Genomic DNA, 19,722 nt, shown 5'->3' on the forward strand with positions numbered 1-19,722 from the left:
CAGCCGCCCTGCAGGGGCGGCAACCTTTTCAGGAGGAACGCCCTTGTTTAGCGCTATCGCGCGGATCTTCCGCACGCCCGACTTGCGACGGAAGATCGGTTTCACACTGGCGATCATCGCCATCTACCGATTCGGCTCCAACGTCCCGGCCCCGTTCGTGCACTTCCCCAACGTTGAGGAGTGCCTCGCCGAGAACGCCGGCGCCGATGGACTGCTCGGGCTCGTCAACCTCTTCTCGGGTGGCGCGCTGCTGCAGCTCTCGATCTTCGCGCTGGGCGTCATGCCCTACATCACGGCGACGATCATCACGCAGCTCCTGCGCGTGGTCATTCCGCACTTCGAAGCGCTGCACAAAGAGGGCCAGGCCGGTCAGGGCAAGCTGACCCAGTACACCCGCTACCTCACGATCGCGCTCGCGCTGCTCCAGTCGACGACGCTGATCACCGTGGCACGCAGCGGCCAGCTCTTCGGCAACACCGACATCGCGGCGTGCCAGAACCTGCTCACGAACGACGTGTGGTGGGCGCAGCTGCTCATCATCATGACGATGACCGCCGGAACCGGCCTCATCATGTGGTTCGCCGAGCTCGTCACCGAGCGCGGCATCGGCAACGGCATGTCCCTGCTGATCTTCACCTCGATCGCAGCGACGTTCCCGTCCGCGATGTGGCTGATCTGGGAGTCGCGTGGCTTCGAGGTCTTCCTCCTCGTCCTCGCCGTCGGCATCGTCGTGATGGGTCTCGTGGTCTTCGTCGAGCAGTCGCAGCGCCGCATCCCGGTGCAGTACGCCAAGCGCATGGTCGGACGCCGCACATACGGCGGCACCAACACGTACATCCCGATCAAGGTGAACATGGCGGGCGTGATCCCCGTGATCTTCGCCTCCTCGCTGCTGTACATCCCGATGCTGGTCGCGCAGTTCAACACCCCGCAGGATGGCTCAGCGCCGCCGGCCTGGGTGACCTGGATCTCGACGCACTTCGCCACGGGCGACCAGCCGTTCTACATGGCTGTCTACTTCCTGCTGATCATCGGCTTCACCTACTTCTACGTGGCGATCACGTTCAACCCGGTCGAGGTCGCGGACAACATGAAGAAGTACGGCGGCTTCATCCCGGGCATCCGCGCCGGACGTCCGACCGCCGAGTACCTCGACTACGTGCTCACCCGCATCACGCTGCCTGGCTCCCTCTACCTGGGTCTCATCGCGCTGATCCCGCTCGTGGCTCTGGCCACGGTGGGCGCCAACCAGAACTTCCCGTTCGGCGGCGCATCGATCCTCATCATCGTCGGTGTGGGTCTCGAGACGGTCAAGCAGATCGACGCGCAGCTGCAGCAGCGACACTACGAAGGGCTCCTCCGATGACAGCATCCGCTCGTCTCCTCATCGTCGGCCCGCAGGGTTCCGGCAAGGGCACGCAGGGCGTGCGCATCGCCGAGTCCTACGGAATCCCGGTCGTATCCACCGGCGACATCTTCCGGGCGAACATCAAGGCGGGAACGCCCCTCGGCCAGCAGGTCACGGCCATCCTCGACAAGGGCGACCTCGTCCCGGACGAGCTGACGAGCGAGATCGTCCGTGACCGTCTTTCGCAGGACGATGCTGCGCACGGATTCCTCCTCGACGGCTACCCGCGCAATACGGCGCAGGTGGCGCACCTGGATGCATTCCTGAGCGGCCGCGGCGAGTCCCTCGACGCAGTCATCCTGCTGGATGTTCCGCGTGACGAGAGCATGGAGCGCCTGCGGCTGCGGGCGAGCGAGCAGGGGCGTTCGGATGACACGGAAGATGCGATCGCGCATCGTCTGGACATCTACGAGCGCGAGACTGCGCCGATCCTCGAGGCGTACGGTGACAAGAACATCGTCGACCGCATCGATGGTGTCGGCTCGCTCGACGAGATCACCGAGCGCATCGTCGCCGCGCTGGACGCGCGCGGCCTGCGCGTCGCGGTCTGAGCCGACGCGATGTTCCGCCGGTCGATCTACAAGACTCCCACCCAGCTTCGGGCCATGGTGGAGCCTGGACTGATCACGGCAGCAGCGCTGGATACCATTCGTCCCCTGATCCGCGCCGGGGTGACGACCCTCGAGCTCGACGCGGCGGCGAACCGTGCGATCCTCGAACGCGGGGCCGAGTCCAACTTCCAGCTGGTCCGCGGATACCATCACACGATCTGCGTCTCCGTGAACGAGCAGGTCGTGCACGGTATCCCGAGCGACCGTGTGCTGCAGCCGGGTGACATCGTCTCGGTCGACTGCGGGGCGCAGTTCCAGGGCTGGAACGGCGACAGCGCGATCACCGTCGTGATCCCCGACCCGTCGCGCGCCGATCTCGTCGCGCAGCGCGAGGAACTCTCGCGCGTCACCGAGGGGTCGATGTGGGCCGGTATCGCGACGATGGCGACGGCGTCGCACCTCGGCGACGTCGGCGCAGCCATTCAGGACTACATCGAGGCGCAGGGATCCTCTGCGGTGACGGGGGAGCCGTACGGCATCCTCCGCGAGTACGTCGGACACGGCATCGGGCGCAAGATGCACGAGGCGCCGAGCGTGTTCAACTACCGGACGCCGGATCCCGGTGCCGAGGTGAAGCCGGGCCTGGTCGTCGCCATCGAGCCGATGGTCACAGCCGGCGGCGAGTTGACGTTCGTCGAGGATGATGACTGGACCGTCTCGACCATCGACGGCACCGACGGCTCGCACTGGGAGCACAGCGTGGCTGTGCACGACGGTGGCATCTGGGTGCTGACGGCGCCTGATGGCGGCGCTGAGGGGCTGGCGCCGTTCGGCGTCACTCCGGTGCCCGTCGCCTAGAACTGCGCAGCTCCAGGCGCTCACAAGAGGCGCATAGGCGCGCCGGGCAAAATAAGATCGTAGGGTGCGCGCTGCGCACGGAGACTTCAGTCGGGTTCGCGCTTCGGGCGAACCTCGAGAGAAACGGAACGCAATGGCCGCTGCGAAGGGCAACACCACCAACTGGTTCGCCATCTGGATATCGATCGCCGTGGTCGTCGTCCTCGTCGGACTCGGCGGCCTCGTCGTCTTCCTGAACAACATGGCCACCGCTCCTGGTGCCGCTCCGAAGAGCGACATCGTCAACGAGGAGACCGGCGCGATCTCCTTCGGCACCGGCGAGGAAGTCGTCGACACGTACGTCGACTTCATGTGCCCCGCCTGCAACGCTTTCGAGGGTCAGTTCGGCGAACAGCTTCAGAGCGCAGCGGCGGACAATGAGATCACCCTCAACATCCACCCGATCTCGATTCTCGACCGCCTGTCGCAGAACACGAACTACTCGACGCGGGCAGCGAATGCGGCGTACTGCGTCGCGGAAGACGCTCCCGACGCCTTCTTGGACTTCTTCAACCTTCTGTACGCGAACCAGCCGGCGGAGAACTCCACCGGTCTGACGGATGACGAACTCGCGGCCTTTGCTGAGCAGGCGGGGTCCGCTGGAGCGGCTGACTGCATCGCGGACGGCACCTTCAGCGACTTCGTCGCGGACCGTACGCCCGAGACGCCTCCGGGCCCGCAGGGCATCAGCACGCCGACGGTCACCATCAACGGAGAGCGTCTCGACCTGCAGGCCGGCGGAGCCGCGGAACTCGCGAAGCTCCTTGGCATCGGCTGATCAACAGACGCGAGGAGGGCGGGCCCGCACAGCGCGGGTCCGCCTTTCCCACGCCGGGGTGTCCGCATTTGCCGGATGCCCCGCCGTCAGATACCATGGATCTTTGGTGCCTTGCGCCTTGATTCGGCGTGTCTGAATCGGCGAAGCATCAATATCCAATCACCCACCGCAGATCGACCGGTCTGCAGAAGCGTCAGCGAGGCTATGGCTAAGAAAGACGGTGTCATCGAGATCGAGGGCGTGATCTCCGAGGCGCTGCCCAACGCGATGTTCCGCGTTGAGCTCGCCAACGGGCACAAGGTCCTTGCAACGATTTCCGGAAAGATGCGGCAGAACTACATCCGCATCATCCCCGAGGACCGCGTGGTCGTGGAGCTCAGCCCCTACGACCTGACGCGCGGTCGTATCGTCTACCGCTACCGCTGATCGGTCGAGAAGTAACGGCCTGATTCCGCGGAGCGGGGTCGGTACGAAGACAGCGAACAGGAAACATCATGAAGGTCAACCCCAGCGTCAAGCCCATCTGCGATCACTGCAAGGTGATCCGCCGTCACGGCCGCGTCATGGTGATCTGCAAGAGCAACCCGCGCCACAAGCAGCGTCAGGGCTGATCTTTCAGATCCCCCAGCACAACTGAATACACAACAGGCAGGATCAGAATCCGCGCAAGCGGGGGACACCTCGGGGCAGAGGCCCGGGCACCGATCCTGCTCCACACCTCTACAACACTCAGGAGAGTCGCATGGCACGTCTTGCCGGCGTTGACATCCCGCGCGATAAGCGCGTGGTGATCGCCCTTACCTACATCTACGGCGTTGGCCGTACCCGTTCTGTCGAGATCCTCAAGGCAACTGAGATCGACGAGAGCATTCGCGTGAAGGACCTCAGCGATGACCAGCTGATCATCCTCCGCGACTACATCGAAGGCAACTACAAGGTGGAGGGTGACCTGCGCCGCGAGGTCGCCGCAGATATCCGCCGCAAGGTCGAGATCGGCTCCTACGAGGGCATCCGCCACCGTCGTGGTCTCCCGGTCCGTGGTCAGCGCACCAAGACCAACGCCCGTACCCGCAAGGGCCCGAAGCGCACCGTCGCAGGCAAGAAGAAGGCCCGCTAAGCAGCGGCCCCAGGGACTAGGAGAACACTTTCATGGCTGCACCCAAGGCCGCCGCGCGCAAGCCGCGCCGCAAGGAAAAGAAGAACATCGCGCTGGGCCAGGCCCACATCAAGTCGACGTTCAACAACACGATCGTCTCGATCACCGACCCGTCCGGCGCTGTCATCAGCTGGGCATCGTCCGGTGGAGTGGGCTTCAAGGGCTCGCGCAAGTCGACCCCGTACGCGGCCGGCATGGCCGCCGAGTCGGCTGCTCGTCAGGCGCAGGAGCACGGCGTCAAGAAGGTCGACGTCTTCGTGAAGGGTCCGGGCTCCGGTCGCGAGACCGCGATCCGCTCGCTGACCGCTGCCGGCCTCGAGGTCGGCTCGATCCAGGACGTGACGCCGCAGGCTCACAACGGCTGCCGTCCGCCGAAGCGCCGCCGCGTCTGATCCGGCAATGACGAGGGATGCTTCGGCATCCCTCGTCATGCCCGCGTGCGGGCACTGATTCAACTAAAGACCTCACCCACCACATGTCATATAGCGGTCATGTGATCGAAAGGAACACAGAGTGCTTATTGCACAGCGTCCCACACTCATCGAGGAAAAGATCGTCGAGAACCGGAGCCGGTTCATCATCGAGCCTCTGGAGCCCGGCTTCGGATACACGATCGGCAACTCGCTGCGTCGCAGCCTGCTGTCGTCGATCCCCGGTGCCGCTGTCACCAGCGTTCGCCTCGACGGTGTGCTGCACGAGTTCAGCACCATCCCCGGCGTGAAGGAGGATGTCACCGAGATCATCCTCAACATCAAGCAGCTCGTCGTCTCGAGCGAGCGCGATGAGCCCATCACGGCTTACCTGCGCAAGACCGGTTCTGGCGAAGTGACCGCTGCAGACATCTCGGCTCCGGCCGGTGTCGAGGTGCACAACCCCGAGCTCGTCATCGCGACCCTGAACGACACCGCGAAGTTCGAACTCGAGCTCACGATCGAGCGCGGCCGTGGCTATGTCTCGGCGACGCAGAACCGCAACGAGTACGCCGAGGCCGGTCAGATCCCGATCGACTCGATCTACTCGCCGGTCCTGAAGGTCAGCTACCGGGTCGAGGCGACTCGTGCCGGTGAGCGCACCGACTTCGACAAGCTCATCCTCGACGTCGAGACCAAGTCCTCGATGCTTCCGCGCGACGCTGTCGCGTCGGCCGCGAAGACGCTCACCGAGCTGTTCGGTCTCGCCCGCGAGCTGAACGTCGAGGCCGAGGGCATCGAGATCGGCCCGGCGCCGGTCGAGGCGGTGAGCTCCAGCGAGCTCTCCATGCCGATCGAAGACCTCGACCTGTCGGTCCGCTCGTACAACTGCCTCAAGCGTGAAGGCATCAACACGGTGTCCGAGCTCGTCGCCCTCTCGGAGACGCAGCTCATGAACATCCGCAACTTCGGCCAGAAGTCGGTCGACGAGGTGCGCGACAAGCTCATCTCGCTCGGTCTGTCGCTCAAGGATTCGGTGCCCGGTTTCGACGGCGCCCACTTCTACGGCGGCAGCGAAGACGAGTCCTTCTGACCTTCCCGAAATTCTGACCAGGAGTTAGTCAACTATGCCTAAGCCCACCAAGGGTCCCCGCCTCGGAGGCGGCCCCGCACACGAGCGCCTGATGCTTGCCAACCTCGCGGCGGCGCTCTACACCCACAAGTCGATCAAGACGACCGAGACCAAGGCCAAGCGCCTTCGTCCGCTCGCCGAGCGACTCATCACCTTCGCCAAGCGCGGCGACCTGCACGCACGCCGTCGCGTGCTGTCGGTCATCGGTGACAAGGAAGTCGTACACATCCTTTTCGCCGAGATCGCGCCGCTGGTTGCAGACCGTGAGGGCGGCTACACCCGCATCACGAAGGTCGGCAACCGTAAGGGCGACAACGCTCCGATGGCTGTGATCGAGCTCGTTCTCGAGCCCGTCACCCCGAAGGCGAAGTCGACCAAGAAGGCTGCTGCTGCCCCGAAGGCTGCGGAGAAGCCGGCCGAGGAGGCCCCCGTCGAGGAGGCCGCGGAGGAGACCGCTGCTCCTGCCGCGTTCGCCGCCGCAGAGTTCGGTGACGACTCGGCAGAGCCGCTCGAAGACGGTTCCGCTCCCGAGGGCTTCGACATCAAGGGCAACAAGGACTCGATGAAGTTCCACCGCCCCGATGGCCAGTGGTACGACGCCACCGTCGCCGAGGTGTGGTTCCGCACCGCTGAGGCCGCTGAAGCCGCAGGTTTCGTCGAGGCCGGCAAGTAAGCCACAGCTTCACAACGAAGAAGCCCGCCCACCCTTCGGGGTCGGCGGGCTTCTTCGCGTTCGTGGCGCGAGTCAGCGGGCGCGAAGGTCCTTGCGCAGGATCTTCCCGGCAGCGGACTTCGGGATCGCATCGATGAACTCCACCTGGCGCACTTTCTCGTGCGGTGCGACCTTCGCCGTGACGTGAGCCATCACTGCATCCGCGTCGATCTCCGCGCCCTGCTGCACGACGACGAATGCCTTCGGCACTTCCTGCCCGTCGCTGTCGAGTGCCCCGATGACGGCGGCATCGGCGATGGCCGGATGCTCGAGGAGTACGGCTTCCAGTACCGCAGGCGCGACCTGGTACCCCTTGTATTTGATGAGCTCCTTCAGGCGGTCGACGATCCGGAAGATGCCGTCGGCGGACGCCGTCGCCACATCGCCCGTGTGCAGCCAGCCGTCGGTGTCGAGCATCTCGGCGGTGGCCTCGGGGCGATTGAGGTAACCGCTCATCACCTGCGGCCCGCGCACCCACAGCTCGCCGGGTGCGCTGACTCCGTCGGCAGAGGCTGGGACGTCTGCTCCCGATTCGGGATCGACCAGCCGCGCTTCTGTGTTCGGGACGAGCGGGCCGATCGACGACTTGTCGACGTCGTGGCGTTCTGCGGGGATCAGGGTGACCGCCGGGCTGGTCTCGGTCATGCCGTAGCCCTGGACGACCGTGCAGCCGAGTCTGTTCGCCACGGCAGCAGCCAGGGCGCCGTCCAGCGGCGCTGCGCCCGAGAAGATCACATCGACGGCGGAGAGATCGTACTGGTCGATGATCGGATGCTTCGCGAGGGCCACGGCGATCGGCGGGGCGACGAAGACCCAGGTCGTGCGATGCTCGCTGATGATGCGGAGGAACTCGGGCAGATCGAACTTCGGCATCGTCACCAGGGACGCACGCTGCCGCAGCGCGAAGTTCAGAAGTACGGTCATCCCGTAGATGTGGAAGAAGGGGAGCACGGCGAGCAGTCGGTCGGTCTCATCCACGCTCAGGACGGGGCGGCACTGTGCGACGTTCGCCACGAGATTGCGGTGCGTGAGCATGACGCCCTTGGGCCTGCCGGTCGTTCCCGAGGAGTACGGCAGAACGGCGAGATGCGTGGCCGGATCGAATGTCACCTCCGGTGCGCCCTGGCCTTCACCGAGAAGGGCAGGGAGAGACGGATGGCCCTCGGCGCCATCGAGCACGATCACGTGATCCGCATCCATGCCCACCTTCTCGGCCGCTGCTTTCGCGCCGGCCAGGAGTGGCGAGACGGTGACAAGCCAGGTCGCCTCTGCGTCGACGAGCTGATTGGCGATCTCCTCCGGCGTGTAGAGCGAGTTGATGGTCGTCGCGGTTGCGCCGGACCGCAGGATGCCGTGGAAGACGGTGGCGAAGGCGGGGATGTTCGGGCAGAGCAGGCCGATCGTGGTGCCCACTCCGACTCCGCGAGCAGCGAGTGCACCCGCGAAGAGGTCGATCTGACCGATCAGCTGACGATAGGAGGTCTCCGCGCCACTGGTTCCGTCGACGATGGCGACAGCATTCAGTCGCGACTCCTCCAGGTCTCCGAAGAGATAGTCGTACACGGAGACATCGGGGATGTCCACGTCGGGGAACGAACTGCGATGCATGTGATCTCCTTTGACCGAACCGAACGACGGACCTCTCCGACGATGCGATTCAGTGTCGCATAGATCGACACTGCGTCCCAAGGGTCATTCCGGCGACCCGCTCAGAGGGGGCGGACGTCCGTTGCCTCGTGCGCGCGGTAGCGCGTGCTCGGGCGCCCCTTGGTCGTGTAGTCGAGCGCACGGAGCGCGCGGCCGGAGCCGGCGAGATGCTCCAGGTAGCGACGGGCGCTCACTCGGGAGATCTGCACGTCCTCCCCGATTTCGCTGGCCGAGGCATTCGGCCGAGCAGAGAGCGCAGACACGACCCGATCCAACGTCTCGGCGCTGAGTCCCTTGGGTACCCCGAACCGCTGACGGAACGCGATGATCGCGTCGGCCGTCTCGACCCTGCGCACGACATCGTGCAGTTCGGTGTGATCGCGCAGCAGCAGCGTCGCCTCGACGCCCTCGCCGTCGACGATGCTGCCGGTGCTGCGGGCGACGAGCACATGCGAGCCGACGATCACAGGGCGTCCTGCGGGCTCGCCTTCGCGGAGAACCGCCATCAGTTCGTCGCCCAGCACGCTGTCGGCATCCGCATCGGTGATGTCCACGGCATCCCTGCCGAGGAACCTCGCGGCCGCATCGTTGACGAGCGTGACGCGGCCCTCAGCGCTGACCGTGATCACGCCCTCGCTGAGGCGGTGCAGGGTGGTCTCCTGATTCTTCACGAGCGCGGCGATCTGGTGGGGTTCCAGACTGTAGATCCGGCGCCGGATGACGGAGGTCACCCATGCCGATCCCAATACGCCGAGCACGGCGGCGGCGAGCATCGCCGAGATCAGCCAGGTGAGGTTGCTCAGGAACTCGGCGTTCAACTCCGATTCGAGGATGCCGACCGATGCCGTGCCGATGACGTCGCCGTCCTCGTCGCGGATCGGCACCTTCACGCGCCACGACGTGCCGAGCGTGCCGGTCTGGGTACCGACGTAGATCTCACCGGAGAGCGGAACGGACGCATCGGTCGACACCTCCTCGCCGATGCGGTCGGGATTCGGGTGGGAATAGCGGATGCCGTCGGCATTGGCCACGACGACGTACGCGAGATCGGACGCTTCACGGATGACCTCGGCGACGGGCTGGATCGCGGCCGACGGGTCGATGTCATCGAACGCATCGAGAACGGTCGGCAGCGAGGCGACCGATTGTGCCACCGCCTGCATCCGCTCCTTGTAGGCCTCCCGGAGCGCATTCTCCTGGAAGGCTCCGGCCACGATGCCGGTCGCCAGGGTCACCAGGAACACGATCAGCGCCTGGAGCAGGAGCAGCTGTACGCGGAGCGTCATCTTCGAAGCCACCTGACCATTGTCGCGCGGTGCCGGGGCGCTCGCGAGGCCTGGAGATGTCCGTCGACGACCAATAGTTCCGAAAGCGGGACCAATGGTTTCCGAAGCTTGAGCAGCAGCATCCGCCCTCTTACGGTTGCGGACAGCAATCACGAACGCTCAAGGAGGAGCGCATGAAGAAGACACGCACCGGCATCCTGGCCGCACTCGCCACAGCCACAGCCCTGGTATTGACCTCTTGTGCCGGCGGGACGACACCCGCCGCCGATGAAGAAGGACCCGAAGAGGCGGTGTCGATCACCGACGTCTCCATCGTGGTCCCCGCAGATCCGGGCGGAGGCTGGGATCAGACCGGCCGCGCCATGTCGGAGCTGCTGACGGGCGAGAAGATCGTCGACTCGGCACCGGTCACGAACGTCGGCGGCGCCGGCGGCACCGTCGGCCTCGCACAGCTCGCCAACCAGAAGGACCCGAACACGCTCATGGTGATGGGCCTGGTCATGGTCGGCGCCGTGGAGACGAACGCCTCTGCGGTGCGGATCGAGGACATGACGCCCATCGCCCGGCTGACCGATGAGCCACTGGTCGTCGTCGTGCCGGCCGACTCGAAATACGACACGCTCGAGGACCTGGTCGAGGACATCGTCGACAAGGGGCAGGCGATCACCATCACGGGCGGCTCCGCCGGCGGCGCCGACCACATCCTCGCCGGACTCATGCTGGAGGCGGCCGGGCTCGATGGAGCCGAGATCGCTGAGAAGCTCAACTACACGCCGAACTCCGGCGGTGGCGAGGCGACGACGCTGATCCTCGGTGGGAAGGTCGCCGCCGGCATCTCCGGCGTCGGCGAGTTCCTGCAGCACATCGAGGCCGGCACCATGAAGGCGCTCGCGGTCTCATCCGAGAAGCCCGTCGAGCAGCTCCCAGATGTGGACACCATCACGGATGCCGGCTACGACGTCGTGCTCACCAACTGGCGCGGAGTGATCGCACCCGGAGGAATCGACGACGCCAGCCGTGCCGAACTCGAGCGGATCGTCACCGAGCTGCACGACTCCGAGGCGTGGGCCGCAGAGCTGGAGACCCGTGGATGGGCCGACGCCTTCCTCACCGGGGCGGAGTTCGATGACTTCCTGACCGGCAACATCGAGGAAGTCACGGCGACCCTGAAGAACATCGGATTGGTCGGCTGACATGACCACGGGGTCTCCGGGAACGGGACCCGACAGCGTACGGGCCGGTACGAACCGGCCCGTACGGCTCGTCGCCTCCCTCCCGATCGGCGAACTCGTCTTCGCCGCACTCATGGTCGCGCTCGGCGTCTTCGCCCTCGTCGGCGTCTTCGCGATCCACGTCCCGGTCGGCGCGCACGTCGGGCCGCGGGTCTTTCCGATCTTCGTCGCCGTGATCCTGCTCGGTGCCGCGCTCGCGGTGCTCGTCGGCATCCTCCGCGGACAGCGTGGCGTGCCGGAAGGCGGTGAGGACATCGATCAGAGCCTGCCGACCGACTGGCTCACCCTGCTCAAGATCACCGGTCTGGTCGTGGCGCACCTGCTGCTCATCGAACCCATTGGCTGGGTTCCGGCAGCCGCTCTGCTGTTCGGCGGGGTCGCGTGGTCGCTCGGGGCCAAGCGCTGGTGGATGGCGCTCCTCATCGGGACCGGGCTCGCCCTCGTCATCCAGATCGTGTTCGGTGGCCTGCTCGGGCTTTCGCTGCCCTGGGGTCCGGCGCTCGAGTGGCTGGGAAGGATGTTCTGATGGACAGCTGGACTCTGCTCCTCGAGGGCTTCGCGACCGCTCTGCAGCCGCAGTACCTCGCCTTCGCCTTCTTCGGCGTGCTGGTCGGCACCGCCGTCGGCGTGCTCCCCGGTATCGGTCCCGCCATGACGGTGGCGCTGCTGCTGCCGCTGACCAACACTCTCGATCCGGCGGCCGCCCTGATCACCTTCGCCGGCATCTACTACGGCGGAATGTACGGCGGTTCGACCACCAGCATCCTGCTGAACACCCCAGGGGAATCGGCCTCGATCGTCACCGCGATCGAGGGGAACAAGATGGCGAAGCTGGGGCGGGGTGCCGCGGCGCTCGCCACTGCCGCCCTCGGATCCTTCGTGGCCGGCACTCTTGCGACCGTCGGGCTGACGCTGCTGGCACCGGTCCTTGCACAGTTCGCGGTGAACCTCGGGCCTGCGGACTACGTTGCCCTGATCGTGATCGCGTTCATCACCGTCGGCGCACTGATCGGATCGTCGGTATCGCGCGGAATGCTGTCGCTCGGCGTCGGCCTCTTCCTCGGTCTCGTCGGCACGGACACGCTGTCCGGTCAGCAGCGCTACACGCTGGGGCTGCTTCCGTTGTCGGACGGCATCGACGTCGTGCTCATCGCGGTCGGCCTGTTCGCGGTGGGGGAGACGCTGTACATCGCCGCGCGGTTGCGCCACGGCGGCGTCTCCGTCATTCCCGTCACCCGCGGCCGGAGCAACAGGATGACCAGGGACGACTGGCGCCGCTCCTGGAAGCCGTGGTTGCGCGGAACTGCGATCGGCTTCCCGATCGGCACGATCCCCGCGGGTGGTGCGGATGTGGCGACCTTCCTCTCGTACGCGACGGAGCGCAAGCTCTCTCGCCACAAGGAGGAGTTCGGCCATGGGGCGATCGAGGGCGTCGCAGGTCCGGAGTCGGCGAACAACGCGGCGGCCGCCGGCGTGCTGGTGCCTCTGCTGACGCTCGGCCTGCCGACGACGGCGACGGCCGCGATCATCCTCACCGCGTTCCAGTCCTACGGGCTGCAGCCGGGTCCGATGCTCTTCCAGAGCCAGTCCACCCTGGTGTGGGCGCTGATCGCGAGCCTCTACATCGGCAATGTCATCCTGATCGTGCTCAACCTGCCGCTGGTGGGCATGTGGGTGAAGCTGCTGCAGATCCCGCGGCCGTATCTCTATGCCGGCATCCTGATGTTCGCCGCTTTCGGGGCGTTCGCGCTGAACTTCTCGGTCGTGGACATCCTGATCCTGCTGGTCATCGGCGTGCTCGGCTATTTCATGCGACGCTACGGGTTCCCGGTCGCGCCGCTCGTGGTGGGCACGATCCTCGGCCCGATGGGGGAGGAACAGCTGCGCAAGGCGCTGCAGTTGAGTCAGGGCGACGTGACGACGCTGATCGCGCAGCCGTTCGCGGCGATCGCGTATGCGCTGCTCGCGTTGCTGATCGTGGGCGGGCTGTGGCTGCGCCGGCGGCAGCGACGGTACGAACAGGCGCTGACCGAGTCGATCGCCGTGCCGATCAAGGCCGATTCGGAAGTCTGAATCGTCGCGCGCCCTGCCCTCCCGACGGGAGGACAGGGCGCGCGGGGCTAGGCTGGAGACGTGATGGATGTCGCAGCTTCGCCGCGCCGCGGGGCTCGGGCCTACGCGGCTTTCGTGGTCATCGGGCTGCTCGCCGGTCTTCTCTCCGGACTCTTCGGCGTCGGCGGCGGCACCGTCATCGTGCCCCTGCTGGTGCTGCTTCTGCAGTTCGATCAGCGCATCGCGGCCGGCACCTCGCTCGCAGCGATCGTGCCGACGGCTACGGTCGGCGTGGTCTCTTATGCGGTGTCGGGTTCGGTGGCCTGGGTCCCCGCGATCATCCTCGCGGCCGGTGCGGTGGTGGGTGCCCAGATCGGCACCTGGCTGCTGCCGCGGATCTCGCAGACGGCGCTGAGGTGGGGCTTCTTCGGGTTCCTGGTCGTCGTCATCGCGAGCCTGTTCCTGGTGATCCCTTCTCGAGATGCCGCCTTCGCGCTCACCTGGTGGAGCGGAATCGCACTCGTCGCCGTCGGCGTCGGCGCCGGGCTCCTCGCCGGCCTGATCGGCGTCGGCGGCGGTGTGATCGTCGTTCCCGTGCTCATGCTGGCGTTCGGGACGAGCGACCTGGTCGCCAAGGGCACGTCGCTGCTGATGATGATTCCGACGGCCGTCTCCGGCACCGTCGGCAATATCCGGCATCGAAACGTCGACCTGATCGCCGCGGCGGTGATCGGCGCCTCCGCCTGCACGACGACCGCACTCGGCGCGTGGTTGGCGACGATCATCGATCCGGCGGCGGGCAACATGCTGTTCGCGGCATATCTCGTCGTGATCGCTGCGCAGATGGCGATGAAAGCCATCCGCGGACGCAAGCGGGGCTGAGCGCGCACTCGGGCTCGAGGATGAAGGAATCTTCATCCTCACCTCATGCAGGCATCATGATCGCCCAGCAGGATGGTCGTATGACCTCCGCACGACGCATCCTGATCCCGGGCGCTCTGATCGCACTTCCGGTGGCCTTCGCCGTGGGCATCGTGGCGCACGCGCAGATGCCCGCAGCTCCGCGGCTGCCGGACGCGCCGGTCACGGTGCAGCTGGCTTCGCCGACGCCGGTCACTCCGGCCCCGCCGGCGCCGCAGGTAGAACCCGCGCCTGCACCACCGGCCGCTCCGGCGCCGGGTGTTCCCGGCGACGACGACGATGACGAGGGCGACGATGACTGATCCGCTGGTCGACCTGCACCAGGTCGCCGAGACCGACGACGTCCGCGTCGGCCGGCCGGGCACTCCGCTGCGCACCCTGCGTGCCCGGTCGATGCCCGCCCGCTGGAGGATCACCGCCTGGATCATCCTCAGCACGATGGTCACGCTCGTCGCGGTGGGCATGATCGGCCGCAGCATCTTCGTGGCCGGCGTGGAGCGGGCGGCGAACACCGAGATCGAACAGGAAGCCGATGAGTTCATCCGGTTCTCGGAGAAGGCCGGGGCAGAGGGGCTCTCCACTCCGGAGCAGCTCCTGCAGGAATACGTGGCGCGGCAGGTGCTGCACGACGAGGTCGTCGTCGGAATCGTCGACGGGTCGATCGTCGCGGTGGCGAACGGCCTCACGGGAGCGAACTCGGTGAGCGGCGGTTCCGCAGAGGTGCCGGGTGGTGACGGACTCGTCGGCCGGCTGCTGGACTCGAATGCGGCATCCGGTGTCGTCGAGACCGGAGACACCGGACCCGCGCGATGGGGACGGCTGGAGTTCACGTCGGGCGACAGCGGCGGGACGCTGATGATCCTGCAGTTCACGCAGGATGCTCGAGCTCAGGTCGACGAGAGCTTCACCGGGATCGCCTGGGCCGCCCTCCTCGGCCTGCTGCTCAGTTCGGGAGTCGCATGGCTCGTCGCCGGTCAGATCCTCGCGCCGGTGCGCGACGTCTACCGCGTCGCGCGCGACATCGGCGAGCACGATCTCACCGCCCGCGTGCCGGTGGACGGCAGCGACGACATCGCGGCCGTCGCGACGACTTTCAACCAGATGCTCGATCGACTCGAGGCCGTCCATGCCACGCAGCAGAGATTCGTCGACGATGCGGGTCACGAACTGCGCACCCCGATCACGATCGTTCGCGGCCACCTGGAACTGCTCAGCGACGACCCTGAGGAGCGCAAGGCCACGCTGCGGCTGATCAGCGACGAACTCGATCGGATGAGCCGCATCGTCACCGACCTGCTCGTCCTCGCCCGCGCGCAGCAACCGGACTTCGTCCGCGTCGCATCGTGTGATGTGACCGCGCTCACGCTCGACATCGAGGCGAAGGCGCAGGCGCTCGGTGCTCGACGATGGCAACTGATGGAGGTCGCCGAGGGCAGCGTCCGCCTCGATCCGCAGCGCGTCACCCAAGCCGTTCTGCAGTTCGCGGCCAACGCGGTGCAGGTGACCGATGAGGACGACCGCATTCGGATGGGCTCCCGCTTCGAAGGAGACGGCACCGAGCGGTTGCTGCGGCTCTGGGTGCAGGACACCGGCCCTGGCGTGCTCGCGGAGGATGCGGAGCGGATCTTCGAGCGCTTCGTCCGCGGCTCCGCTCGCGGCGACACGGTCGGGCGGCATGGCTCGGGCCTCGGGCTCGCCATCGTGCGCGCGATCACCGACGGCCACGGCGGATCGGCCTGGGTCGACAGCGTCCCGGGCGAGGGCGCCACTTTCGGAATCGACATCCCGGCGCCGATCGACGCACGGGAATCGGCTGCCGGCGAACGGTCGCCGGCGCTCATCGCAGAGAGGAACTGAGATGCGGACCATCCTCATCGCGGAAGACGACCCGCACATCGTTTCGTTCGTGCGGCGTGGTCTGCGCGCCGCCGGATACGACACCGCGGAGGCGGCGGATGGCGAGACGGCCCTCATCCTCGCGCGCGGCGGGACGTTCGATCTGGTGCTGCTGGACATCGGCCTCGGCGGAATGGACGGCTTCGACGTCCTCGCTCACCTCCGAGGGGAGGGCGTCACCACTCCCGTGATCGTGCTGACGGCGCGTGATTCGGTGATCGACACCGTCCGTGGTCTGGAGAGCGGAGCCAACGACTACGTCACCAAGCCCTTCCAGTTCGCGGAGCTTCTCGCTCGGGTGCGACTGCGCATCGGAGACGGAGAAGGACGAGCATCCGGTCCCGTGCTCGCACACGGCGACGTGCACGTGGATGTGCGAGCGCGTCGTGTGACAGTGGGCGGCGAGATGCGGGAGCTCACCTCGCGCGAGTTCGCACTGCTGGAGGTGTTCATCGAGAACGCGGGGCAGGTGCTCTCCCGCGACCAGCTGATCGGTCACGTCTGGGGTATGGATTTCGATCCCGCGTCGAACGTCGTGGACGTGTACGTGCGGGCGTTGCGGGGCAAGATCGGCGCAGACCGCATCGAGACCGTGCGCGGGGCGGGATATCGACTGCGATGAGCACCCTGATCGACTCCCGAACCGGCGTGAACTCGACGACTCCCGAGATCCTGGAGCCGCCGACCGAGCGTCCGAAGCATGTGCGTTTCGCGACCATCCCTCCGGTCAGGATGTCCGGCGCCGGCCGCTCCCTGCCCGAGCGCGCACCGCAACTCCGCGATCGCCCGGCACCGCCGCGTTCCCGGGCGATCGGCGGGCGGGACCGGATGCGTCGCGTCATCGCACTCGTGGCGCTCGCCGCCGTACTGGCTGCCGGTGCCGCGATGGCCCTGTCGGCGGCCGGGGCGCCCGTGTCCACCGCTGCCGGTGCTGCGGGCGGCCTCACGGTGCCGGTCGCCATCACCGTGACCGTGTTCCTCCTCGCCGTCTGGGCGTGGACCGCGACCCGACTGGACGACACCCTGGTCTCCCTCCTCGCAGCGCTCGCCTTGATCGCCACCGGAGTGCTCCCGGTCGACACGTTCTTCGCCTCCCTCGGGGACCCGACGATCTGGCTGCTGATCGGCGCGTTCGTGATCGCGGCAGGAGTGACTTCGTCTGGCCTCGCGATGCGCGGCGCCGCCCACCTGCTGCGTCGGGCGCGCAGTCCGCGAGCGCTGTTCCACCTCACGACCGTCGCCCTGACCCTCACGGCGTTCGCAGTGCCGGCGACATCCGGTCGGGCCGCTCTCGCCATCCCGGTCTTCACTGCAGTGGCAGCAGTCCTCGCGGGCCGCGAGAAGCTGGTGAAGGCGCTCGCGCTGCTCTTCCCGACGGTCATCCTGCTTTCGGCCGCGGCATCCCTCCTCGGGGCCGGCGCGCACATCATCACCAACCAGCTGCTGGTCGCCGCCGGCGGTGAAGGGTTCACCTTCCTCAGCTGGTTGTGGTTCGGGCTGCCGGTGGCGGTGATCTCCTCGCACCTCGCCTGCGAGATCATCCTGTGGCGGTTCACCGATCGCCCCGATCGCGCCGGCCGGCTGCGGATCGGTCTCGCCGATTTCGAACGCACCGCGCCGATGCCGGTGACCGGGCCGCTGCGGGCCGATGAATGGCGGGCGACGGCGCTGCTGGCCGGCGTGATCGTGCTCTGGAGCACAGAGCCGCTGCATCAGCTCTCCCCGGCACTCGTCGCTCTGCTCGGCGCGGTCGCCGCGGTCTCGCCGGTGATCGGCTGCACGCGTCTTCCCGCGGCTGTGGCGAAGGTGCCGTGGGGGCTGCTCCTCTTCCTCGCCGCGACGCTCGCGCTGGCATCCGCGCTCACCGAGACGGGTGCGGCGGTCTGGCTGAGCGGGTCCGCCCTCGCCCCGCTCGCGGGATTGGGTGCGGGCGGGGGCATCGCCTTCATCCTCGTGGTGATCGGACTCTCGATCGCCGCGCATCTGCTCATCCCGTCGCGGTCGGCGCGTTCGGCCGCGGTCATCCCGGTGGTGATCGCGCTCGCGCCAGGTCTCGGCGTCGAGCCCATGGCGGCCGCGTTCGCGTCGACGGTGGCTGCGGGCTTCTGCCATACCCTGCCGAGTTCGGCCAAACCGGTGGCGATGTTCGCCGATCCCGCCGCCGTCCCCGGCGGGTTCGCACCGCGCGACCTGCGACGGCTCTCCATCGTCCTGGCGCCGATGATGTTCGCCCTGGTCGCGGTCTGCGCGTTCTGGATCTGGCCGGCGATGGGAATGCCGCTCATGCGCTGAGCATCCGCGCCTCACCCGGGTCCGCACCGCGTACCCGTTGTTCGTCGTGCCCGTCGAAGGGCACTCCGCCCCTGCCCACGTCGTATCGAAGGAGAACACATGTCCATCCACATCCCGCAACGCATCCTCGTCGCACCGAGCGGATTCAAGGAGAGCCTCAGCGCCGAGACCGTCGCACATGCCATCGCATCCGGCATCCGCCGGGTCATCCCCGGCGTGCAGGTGGACGAGTTCCCGGTTCCGGACGGAGGTGAGGGCACCGCACTGGCGCTCGCCGCGGCGACCGGCGGCGACGTCGTGCCGGCGCGAGTCACCGGTCCGGTCGGAGTCGCCGTCGATGCGCACTGGGCGCGACTCGGAGGCGCCGCCACCGGGACCGCGGTCGTCGAGATGGCAGCGGCGGCCGGCCTGCGCCTGGTGCCCCGCGATCGCCGCGACCCCGGCGAGACCACGACCTACGGGGTCGGTGAGCTGATCGTCGCCGCCCTGGACGACGGTGCAGAGCGCATCGTGATCGGATGCGGCGACTCGGGCACCAGCGACGGCGGTGCGGGTGCGCTGCAGGCACTCGGAGCGCGGATCCTCGACCGCGACGGGATTCCGCTCCCGCGTGGCGGCCGGCACTTGACCGAGGCGGCCGCACTCGATCTCGCAGGGTTGCATCCGCGTCTCGGCGACGTCGAGATCGTGCTCGCCTGCAACATCCACAACGTGCTGTGCGGGCCGCGGGGCGTCGCGCGGGTGTTCGGCCCGCAGAAGGGCGCGACTCCGATCCAGGTGGAACTGCTGTCGACGGCGCTGGACGCCTGGGCTGCCCTTCTCGAGGCGCAGTCGCCTTTCGGGGGTGCGATGGATGTCCGCACCGGCGCCGGAACGGGCGCGTCCGGGGGACTCGGCGCCGGTCTCGCCGCAGTGCTCGGGGCCCGGCTCGCGCCGCGTTTCGAGGTGCTGCTCGACAGCGGACTTCTGCCGACGTCGCTCGACGACTTGATCGCGAAGGCCGACCTGGTCATCACGGCGGAGGGCGCCATCGACTTCCAGACTCCGCGCGGCAAGGTCCCCGCCGAGGTGGCGATGCGGGCGCGGGTGGAGGGCGTTCCGGTACTGGGAATCGCCGGATCCCTCGGCGCAGGAGCGCCGGCCGTGCACGACATCGGCATCGGCGCGATCGCCTCGATCCTGACCGTCCCGATGGAGCTCGAGCAGGCTGTCGAACAGGGGGAGGAACTGCTGCGCGATGCCGCAGAGCGATGCATGCGGCTCGTGATGCTCGGATCGGCACTGTCGGCGAGGGCGGCGTGAGATCAGGGCGGGGTCGGCGTGAGGTCGGCGTGCAGGGAACCCCGCGAGTC

The 19,722-nt window shown here is 67.3% G+C and carries 21 protein-coding genes; 19 read left to right on the forward strand and 2 right to left on the reverse strand.

What is annotated here, in order from left to right; all coding sequences use genetic code 11:
* The first annotated feature begins 43 nt into the window (after nucleotides 1–43).
* From secY to rplQ, 10 genes are all read left to right on the forward strand, one after another.
* Entirely contained in the window at nucleotides 44–1,366 is a 1,323-nt protein-coding gene (gene secY / locus MRBLWO13_RS09640) for a preprotein translocase subunit SecY (protein WP_341973765.1), read from the forward strand.
* The gene (locus MRBLWO13_RS09645; protein WP_341973766.1) at nucleotides 1,363–1,959 is read left to right on the forward strand and encodes an adenylate kinase; all 597 of its coding nucleotides are present in this window, start codon (nucleotides 1,363–1,365) and stop codon (nucleotides 1,957–1,959) included. The genes secY and MRBLWO13_RS09645 overlap by 4 nt, the downstream gene beginning before the upstream one ends.
* 9 nt (nucleotides 1,960–1,968) lie before the next feature.
* Nucleotides 1,969–2,817, forward strand: coding sequence for a type I methionyl aminopeptidase (gene map, locus MRBLWO13_RS09650; RefSeq protein WP_341973767.1), 849 nt, complete (start codon nucleotides 1,969–1,971; stop codon nucleotides 2,815–2,817).
* 133 nt (nucleotides 2,818–2,950) lie between these two features.
* Nucleotides 2,951–3,634, forward strand: a complete 684-nt coding sequence (locus MRBLWO13_RS09655; protein WP_341973768.1) for a thioredoxin domain-containing protein — start codon at nucleotides 2,951–2,953, stop codon at nucleotides 3,632–3,634.
* A 204-nt stretch (nucleotides 3,635–3,838) separates the two neighbouring features.
* Nucleotides 3,839–4,060, forward strand: coding sequence for a translation initiation factor IF-1 (gene infA / locus MRBLWO13_RS09660; protein WP_102191677.1), 222 nt, complete (start codon nucleotides 3,839–3,841; stop codon nucleotides 4,058–4,060).
* A 68-nt stretch (nucleotides 4,061–4,128) separates the two neighbouring features.
* Nucleotides 4,129–4,245, forward strand: coding sequence for a 50S ribosomal protein L36 (gene rpmJ / locus MRBLWO13_RS09665; protein WP_005050492.1), 117 nt, complete (start codon nucleotides 4,129–4,131; stop codon nucleotides 4,243–4,245).
* Nucleotides 4,246–4,376: 131 nt separating this feature from the next.
* Entirely contained in the window at nucleotides 4,377–4,751 is a 375-nt protein-coding gene (gene rpsM, locus MRBLWO13_RS09670; RefSeq protein ID WP_341973769.1) for a 30S ribosomal protein S13, read from the forward strand.
* Nucleotides 4,752–4,783: 32 nt separating this feature from the next.
* On the forward strand, nucleotides 4,784–5,182 hold the full coding sequence (gene rpsK, locus MRBLWO13_RS09675) for a 30S ribosomal protein S11 (protein ID WP_033106075.1): 399 nt from the start codon (nucleotides 4,784–4,786) through the stop codon (nucleotides 5,180–5,182).
* A 121-nt stretch (nucleotides 5,183–5,303) separates the two neighbouring features.
* Nucleotides 5,304–6,293 carry a DNA-directed RNA polymerase subunit alpha gene (locus MRBLWO13_RS09680; protein WP_341973770.1) on the forward strand — a complete coding sequence of 330 codons (990 nt, stop codon included), beginning with the start codon at nucleotides 5,304–5,306 and terminating at the stop codon, nucleotides 6,291–6,293.
* 34 nt (nucleotides 6,294–6,327) lie between these two features.
* A complete protein-coding gene (rplQ, locus tag MRBLWO13_RS09685) occupies nucleotides 6,328–7,005 on the forward strand; it encodes a 50S ribosomal protein L17 (protein ID WP_341973771.1) in 678 nt (225 codons plus the stop codon).
* Between the two features lie 72 nt (nucleotides 7,006–7,077).
* Here rplQ and MRBLWO13_RS09690 read toward each other — a convergent pair whose 3' ends face one another.
* Nucleotides 7,078–8,652 carry an AMP-binding protein gene (locus MRBLWO13_RS09690; RefSeq protein WP_341973772.1) on the reverse strand — a complete coding sequence of 525 codons (1,575 nt, stop codon included), beginning with the start codon at nucleotides 8,650–8,652 and terminating at the stop codon, nucleotides 7,078–7,080.
* Nucleotides 8,653–8,753: 101 nt separating this feature from the next.
* Nucleotides 8,754–9,989 (reverse strand): hypothetical protein, encoded by a 1,236-nt coding sequence (locus tag MRBLWO13_RS09695; protein ID WP_341973773.1) that lies wholly within the window; start codon nucleotides 9,987–9,989, stop codon nucleotides 8,754–8,756.
* A gap of 161 nt (nucleotides 9,990–10,150) precedes the next feature.
* Between MRBLWO13_RS09695 and MRBLWO13_RS09700 the strand changes: the two genes are divergently transcribed.
* The 9 genes from MRBLWO13_RS09700 (at nucleotide 10,151) to MRBLWO13_RS09740 (ending at nucleotide 19,672) form a co-directional block, all read left to right on the forward strand.
* A complete protein-coding gene (locus MRBLWO13_RS09700) occupies nucleotides 10,151–11,170 on the forward strand; it encodes a tripartite tricarboxylate transporter substrate-binding protein (protein WP_341973774.1) in 1,020 nt (339 codons plus the stop codon).
* A 1-nt stretch (nucleotide 11,171) separates the two neighbouring features.
* Nucleotides 11,172–11,735, forward strand: a complete 564-nt coding sequence (locus tag MRBLWO13_RS09705) for a tripartite tricarboxylate transporter TctB family protein (protein ID WP_341973775.1) — start codon at nucleotides 11,172–11,174, stop codon at nucleotides 11,733–11,735.
* Nucleotides 11,735–13,282, forward strand: a complete 1,548-nt coding sequence (locus tag MRBLWO13_RS09710) for a tripartite tricarboxylate transporter permease (RefSeq protein ID WP_341973776.1) — start codon at nucleotides 11,735–11,737, stop codon at nucleotides 13,280–13,282. Before MRBLWO13_RS09705 ends, MRBLWO13_RS09710 begins: the two co-directional genes overlap by 1 nt.
* 63 nt (nucleotides 13,283–13,345) lie before the next feature.
* Nucleotides 13,346–14,143, forward strand: coding sequence for a sulfite exporter TauE/SafE family protein (locus MRBLWO13_RS09715; protein WP_341978339.1), 798 nt, complete (start codon nucleotides 13,346–13,348; stop codon nucleotides 14,141–14,143).
* An 80-nt stretch (nucleotides 14,144–14,223) separates the two neighbouring features.
* Nucleotides 14,224–14,484: a hypothetical protein gene (locus tag MRBLWO13_RS09720; RefSeq protein ID WP_341973777.1), complete on the forward strand. Its 261-nt coding sequence runs from the start codon at nucleotides 14,224–14,226 to the stop codon at nucleotides 14,482–14,484.
* A complete protein-coding gene (locus MRBLWO13_RS09725) occupies nucleotides 14,477–16,039 on the forward strand; it encodes a HAMP domain-containing sensor histidine kinase (protein ID WP_341973778.1) in 1,563 nt (520 codons plus the stop codon). The genes MRBLWO13_RS09720 and MRBLWO13_RS09725 overlap by 8 nt, the downstream gene beginning before the upstream one ends.
* Nucleotide 16,040: 1 nt before the next feature.
* Entirely contained in the window at nucleotides 16,041–16,700 is a 660-nt protein-coding gene (locus tag MRBLWO13_RS09730; protein ID WP_341973779.1) for a response regulator transcription factor, read from the forward strand.
* Entirely contained in the window at nucleotides 16,697–18,370 is a 1,674-nt protein-coding gene (locus tag MRBLWO13_RS09735; RefSeq protein ID WP_341973780.1) for an SLC13 family permease, read from the forward strand. The genes MRBLWO13_RS09730 and MRBLWO13_RS09735 overlap by 4 nt, the downstream gene beginning before the upstream one ends.
* Nucleotides 18,371–18,469: 99 nt before the next feature.
* Nucleotides 18,470–19,672: a glycerate kinase gene (locus tag MRBLWO13_RS09740; protein ID WP_341973781.1), complete on the forward strand. Its 1,203-nt coding sequence runs from the start codon at nucleotides 18,470–18,472 to the stop codon at nucleotides 19,670–19,672.
* The last annotated feature ends 50 nt before the right edge of the window (nucleotides 19,673–19,722 follow it).

The sequence above is a fragment of the Microbacterium sp. LWO13-1.2 genome (genome assembly GCF_038397725.1).
In the GTDB taxonomy this organism is placed as follows: domain Bacteria; phylum Actinomycetota; class Actinomycetes; order Actinomycetales; family Microbacteriaceae; genus Microbacterium.

Coding starts and splice junctions, on each gene's coding strand:
- MRBLWO13_RS09645 (WP_341973766.1), top strand. CDS start 1,363: ATGACAGCATCCGCTCGTCTCCTCATCGTCGGCCCGCAGGGTTCCGGC.
- map (WP_341973767.1), top strand. CDS start 1,969: ATGTTCCGCCGGTCGATCTACAAGACTCCCACCCAGCTTCGGGCCATG.
- MRBLWO13_RS09655 (WP_341973768.1), top strand. CDS start 2,951: ATGGCCGCTGCGAAGGGCAACACCACCAACTGGTTCGCCATCTGGATA.
- infA (WP_102191677.1), top strand. CDS start 3,839: ATGGCTAAGAAAGACGGTGTCATCGAGATCGAGGGCGTGATCTCCGAG.
- rpmJ (WP_005050492.1), top strand. CDS start 4,129: ATGAAGGTCAACCCCAGCGTCAAGCCCATCTGCGATCACTGCAAGGTG.
- rpsM (WP_341973769.1), top strand. CDS start 4,377: ATGGCACGTCTTGCCGGCGTTGACATCCCGCGCGATAAGCGCGTGGTG.
- rpsK (WP_033106075.1), top strand. CDS start 4,784: ATGGCTGCACCCAAGGCCGCCGCGCGCAAGCCGCGCCGCAAGGAAAAG.
- rplQ (WP_341973771.1), top strand. CDS start 6,328: ATGCCTAAGCCCACCAAGGGTCCCCGCCTCGGAGGCGGCCCCGCACAC.
- MRBLWO13_RS09690 (WP_341973772.1), bottom strand. CDS start 8,652: ATGCATCGCAGTTCGTTCCCCGACGTGGACATCCCCGATGTCTCCGTG.
- MRBLWO13_RS09700 (WP_341973774.1), top strand. CDS start 10,151: ATGAAGAAGACACGCACCGGCATCCTGGCCGCACTCGCCACAGCCACA.
- MRBLWO13_RS09705 (WP_341973775.1), top strand. CDS start 11,172: ATGACCACGGGGTCTCCGGGAACGGGACCCGACAGCGTACGGGCCGGT.
- MRBLWO13_RS09710 (WP_341973776.1), top strand. CDS start 11,735: ATGGACAGCTGGACTCTGCTCCTCGAGGGCTTCGCGACCGCTCTGCAG.
- MRBLWO13_RS09715 (WP_341978339.1), top strand. CDS start 13,346: ATGGATGTCGCAGCTTCGCCGCGCCGCGGGGCTCGGGCCTACGCGGCT.
- MRBLWO13_RS09720 (WP_341973777.1), top strand. CDS start 14,224: ATGACCTCCGCACGACGCATCCTGATCCCGGGCGCTCTGATCGCACTT.
- MRBLWO13_RS09725 (WP_341973778.1), top strand. CDS start 14,477: ATGACTGATCCGCTGGTCGACCTGCACCAGGTCGCCGAGACCGACGAC.
- MRBLWO13_RS09730 (WP_341973779.1), top strand. CDS start 16,041: ATGCGGACCATCCTCATCGCGGAAGACGACCCGCACATCGTTTCGTTC.
- MRBLWO13_RS09735 (WP_341973780.1), top strand. CDS start 16,697: ATGAGCACCCTGATCGACTCCCGAACCGGCGTGAACTCGACGACTCCC.
- MRBLWO13_RS09740 (WP_341973781.1), top strand. CDS start 18,470: ATGTCCATCCACATCCCGCAACGCATCCTCGTCGCACCGAGCGGATTC.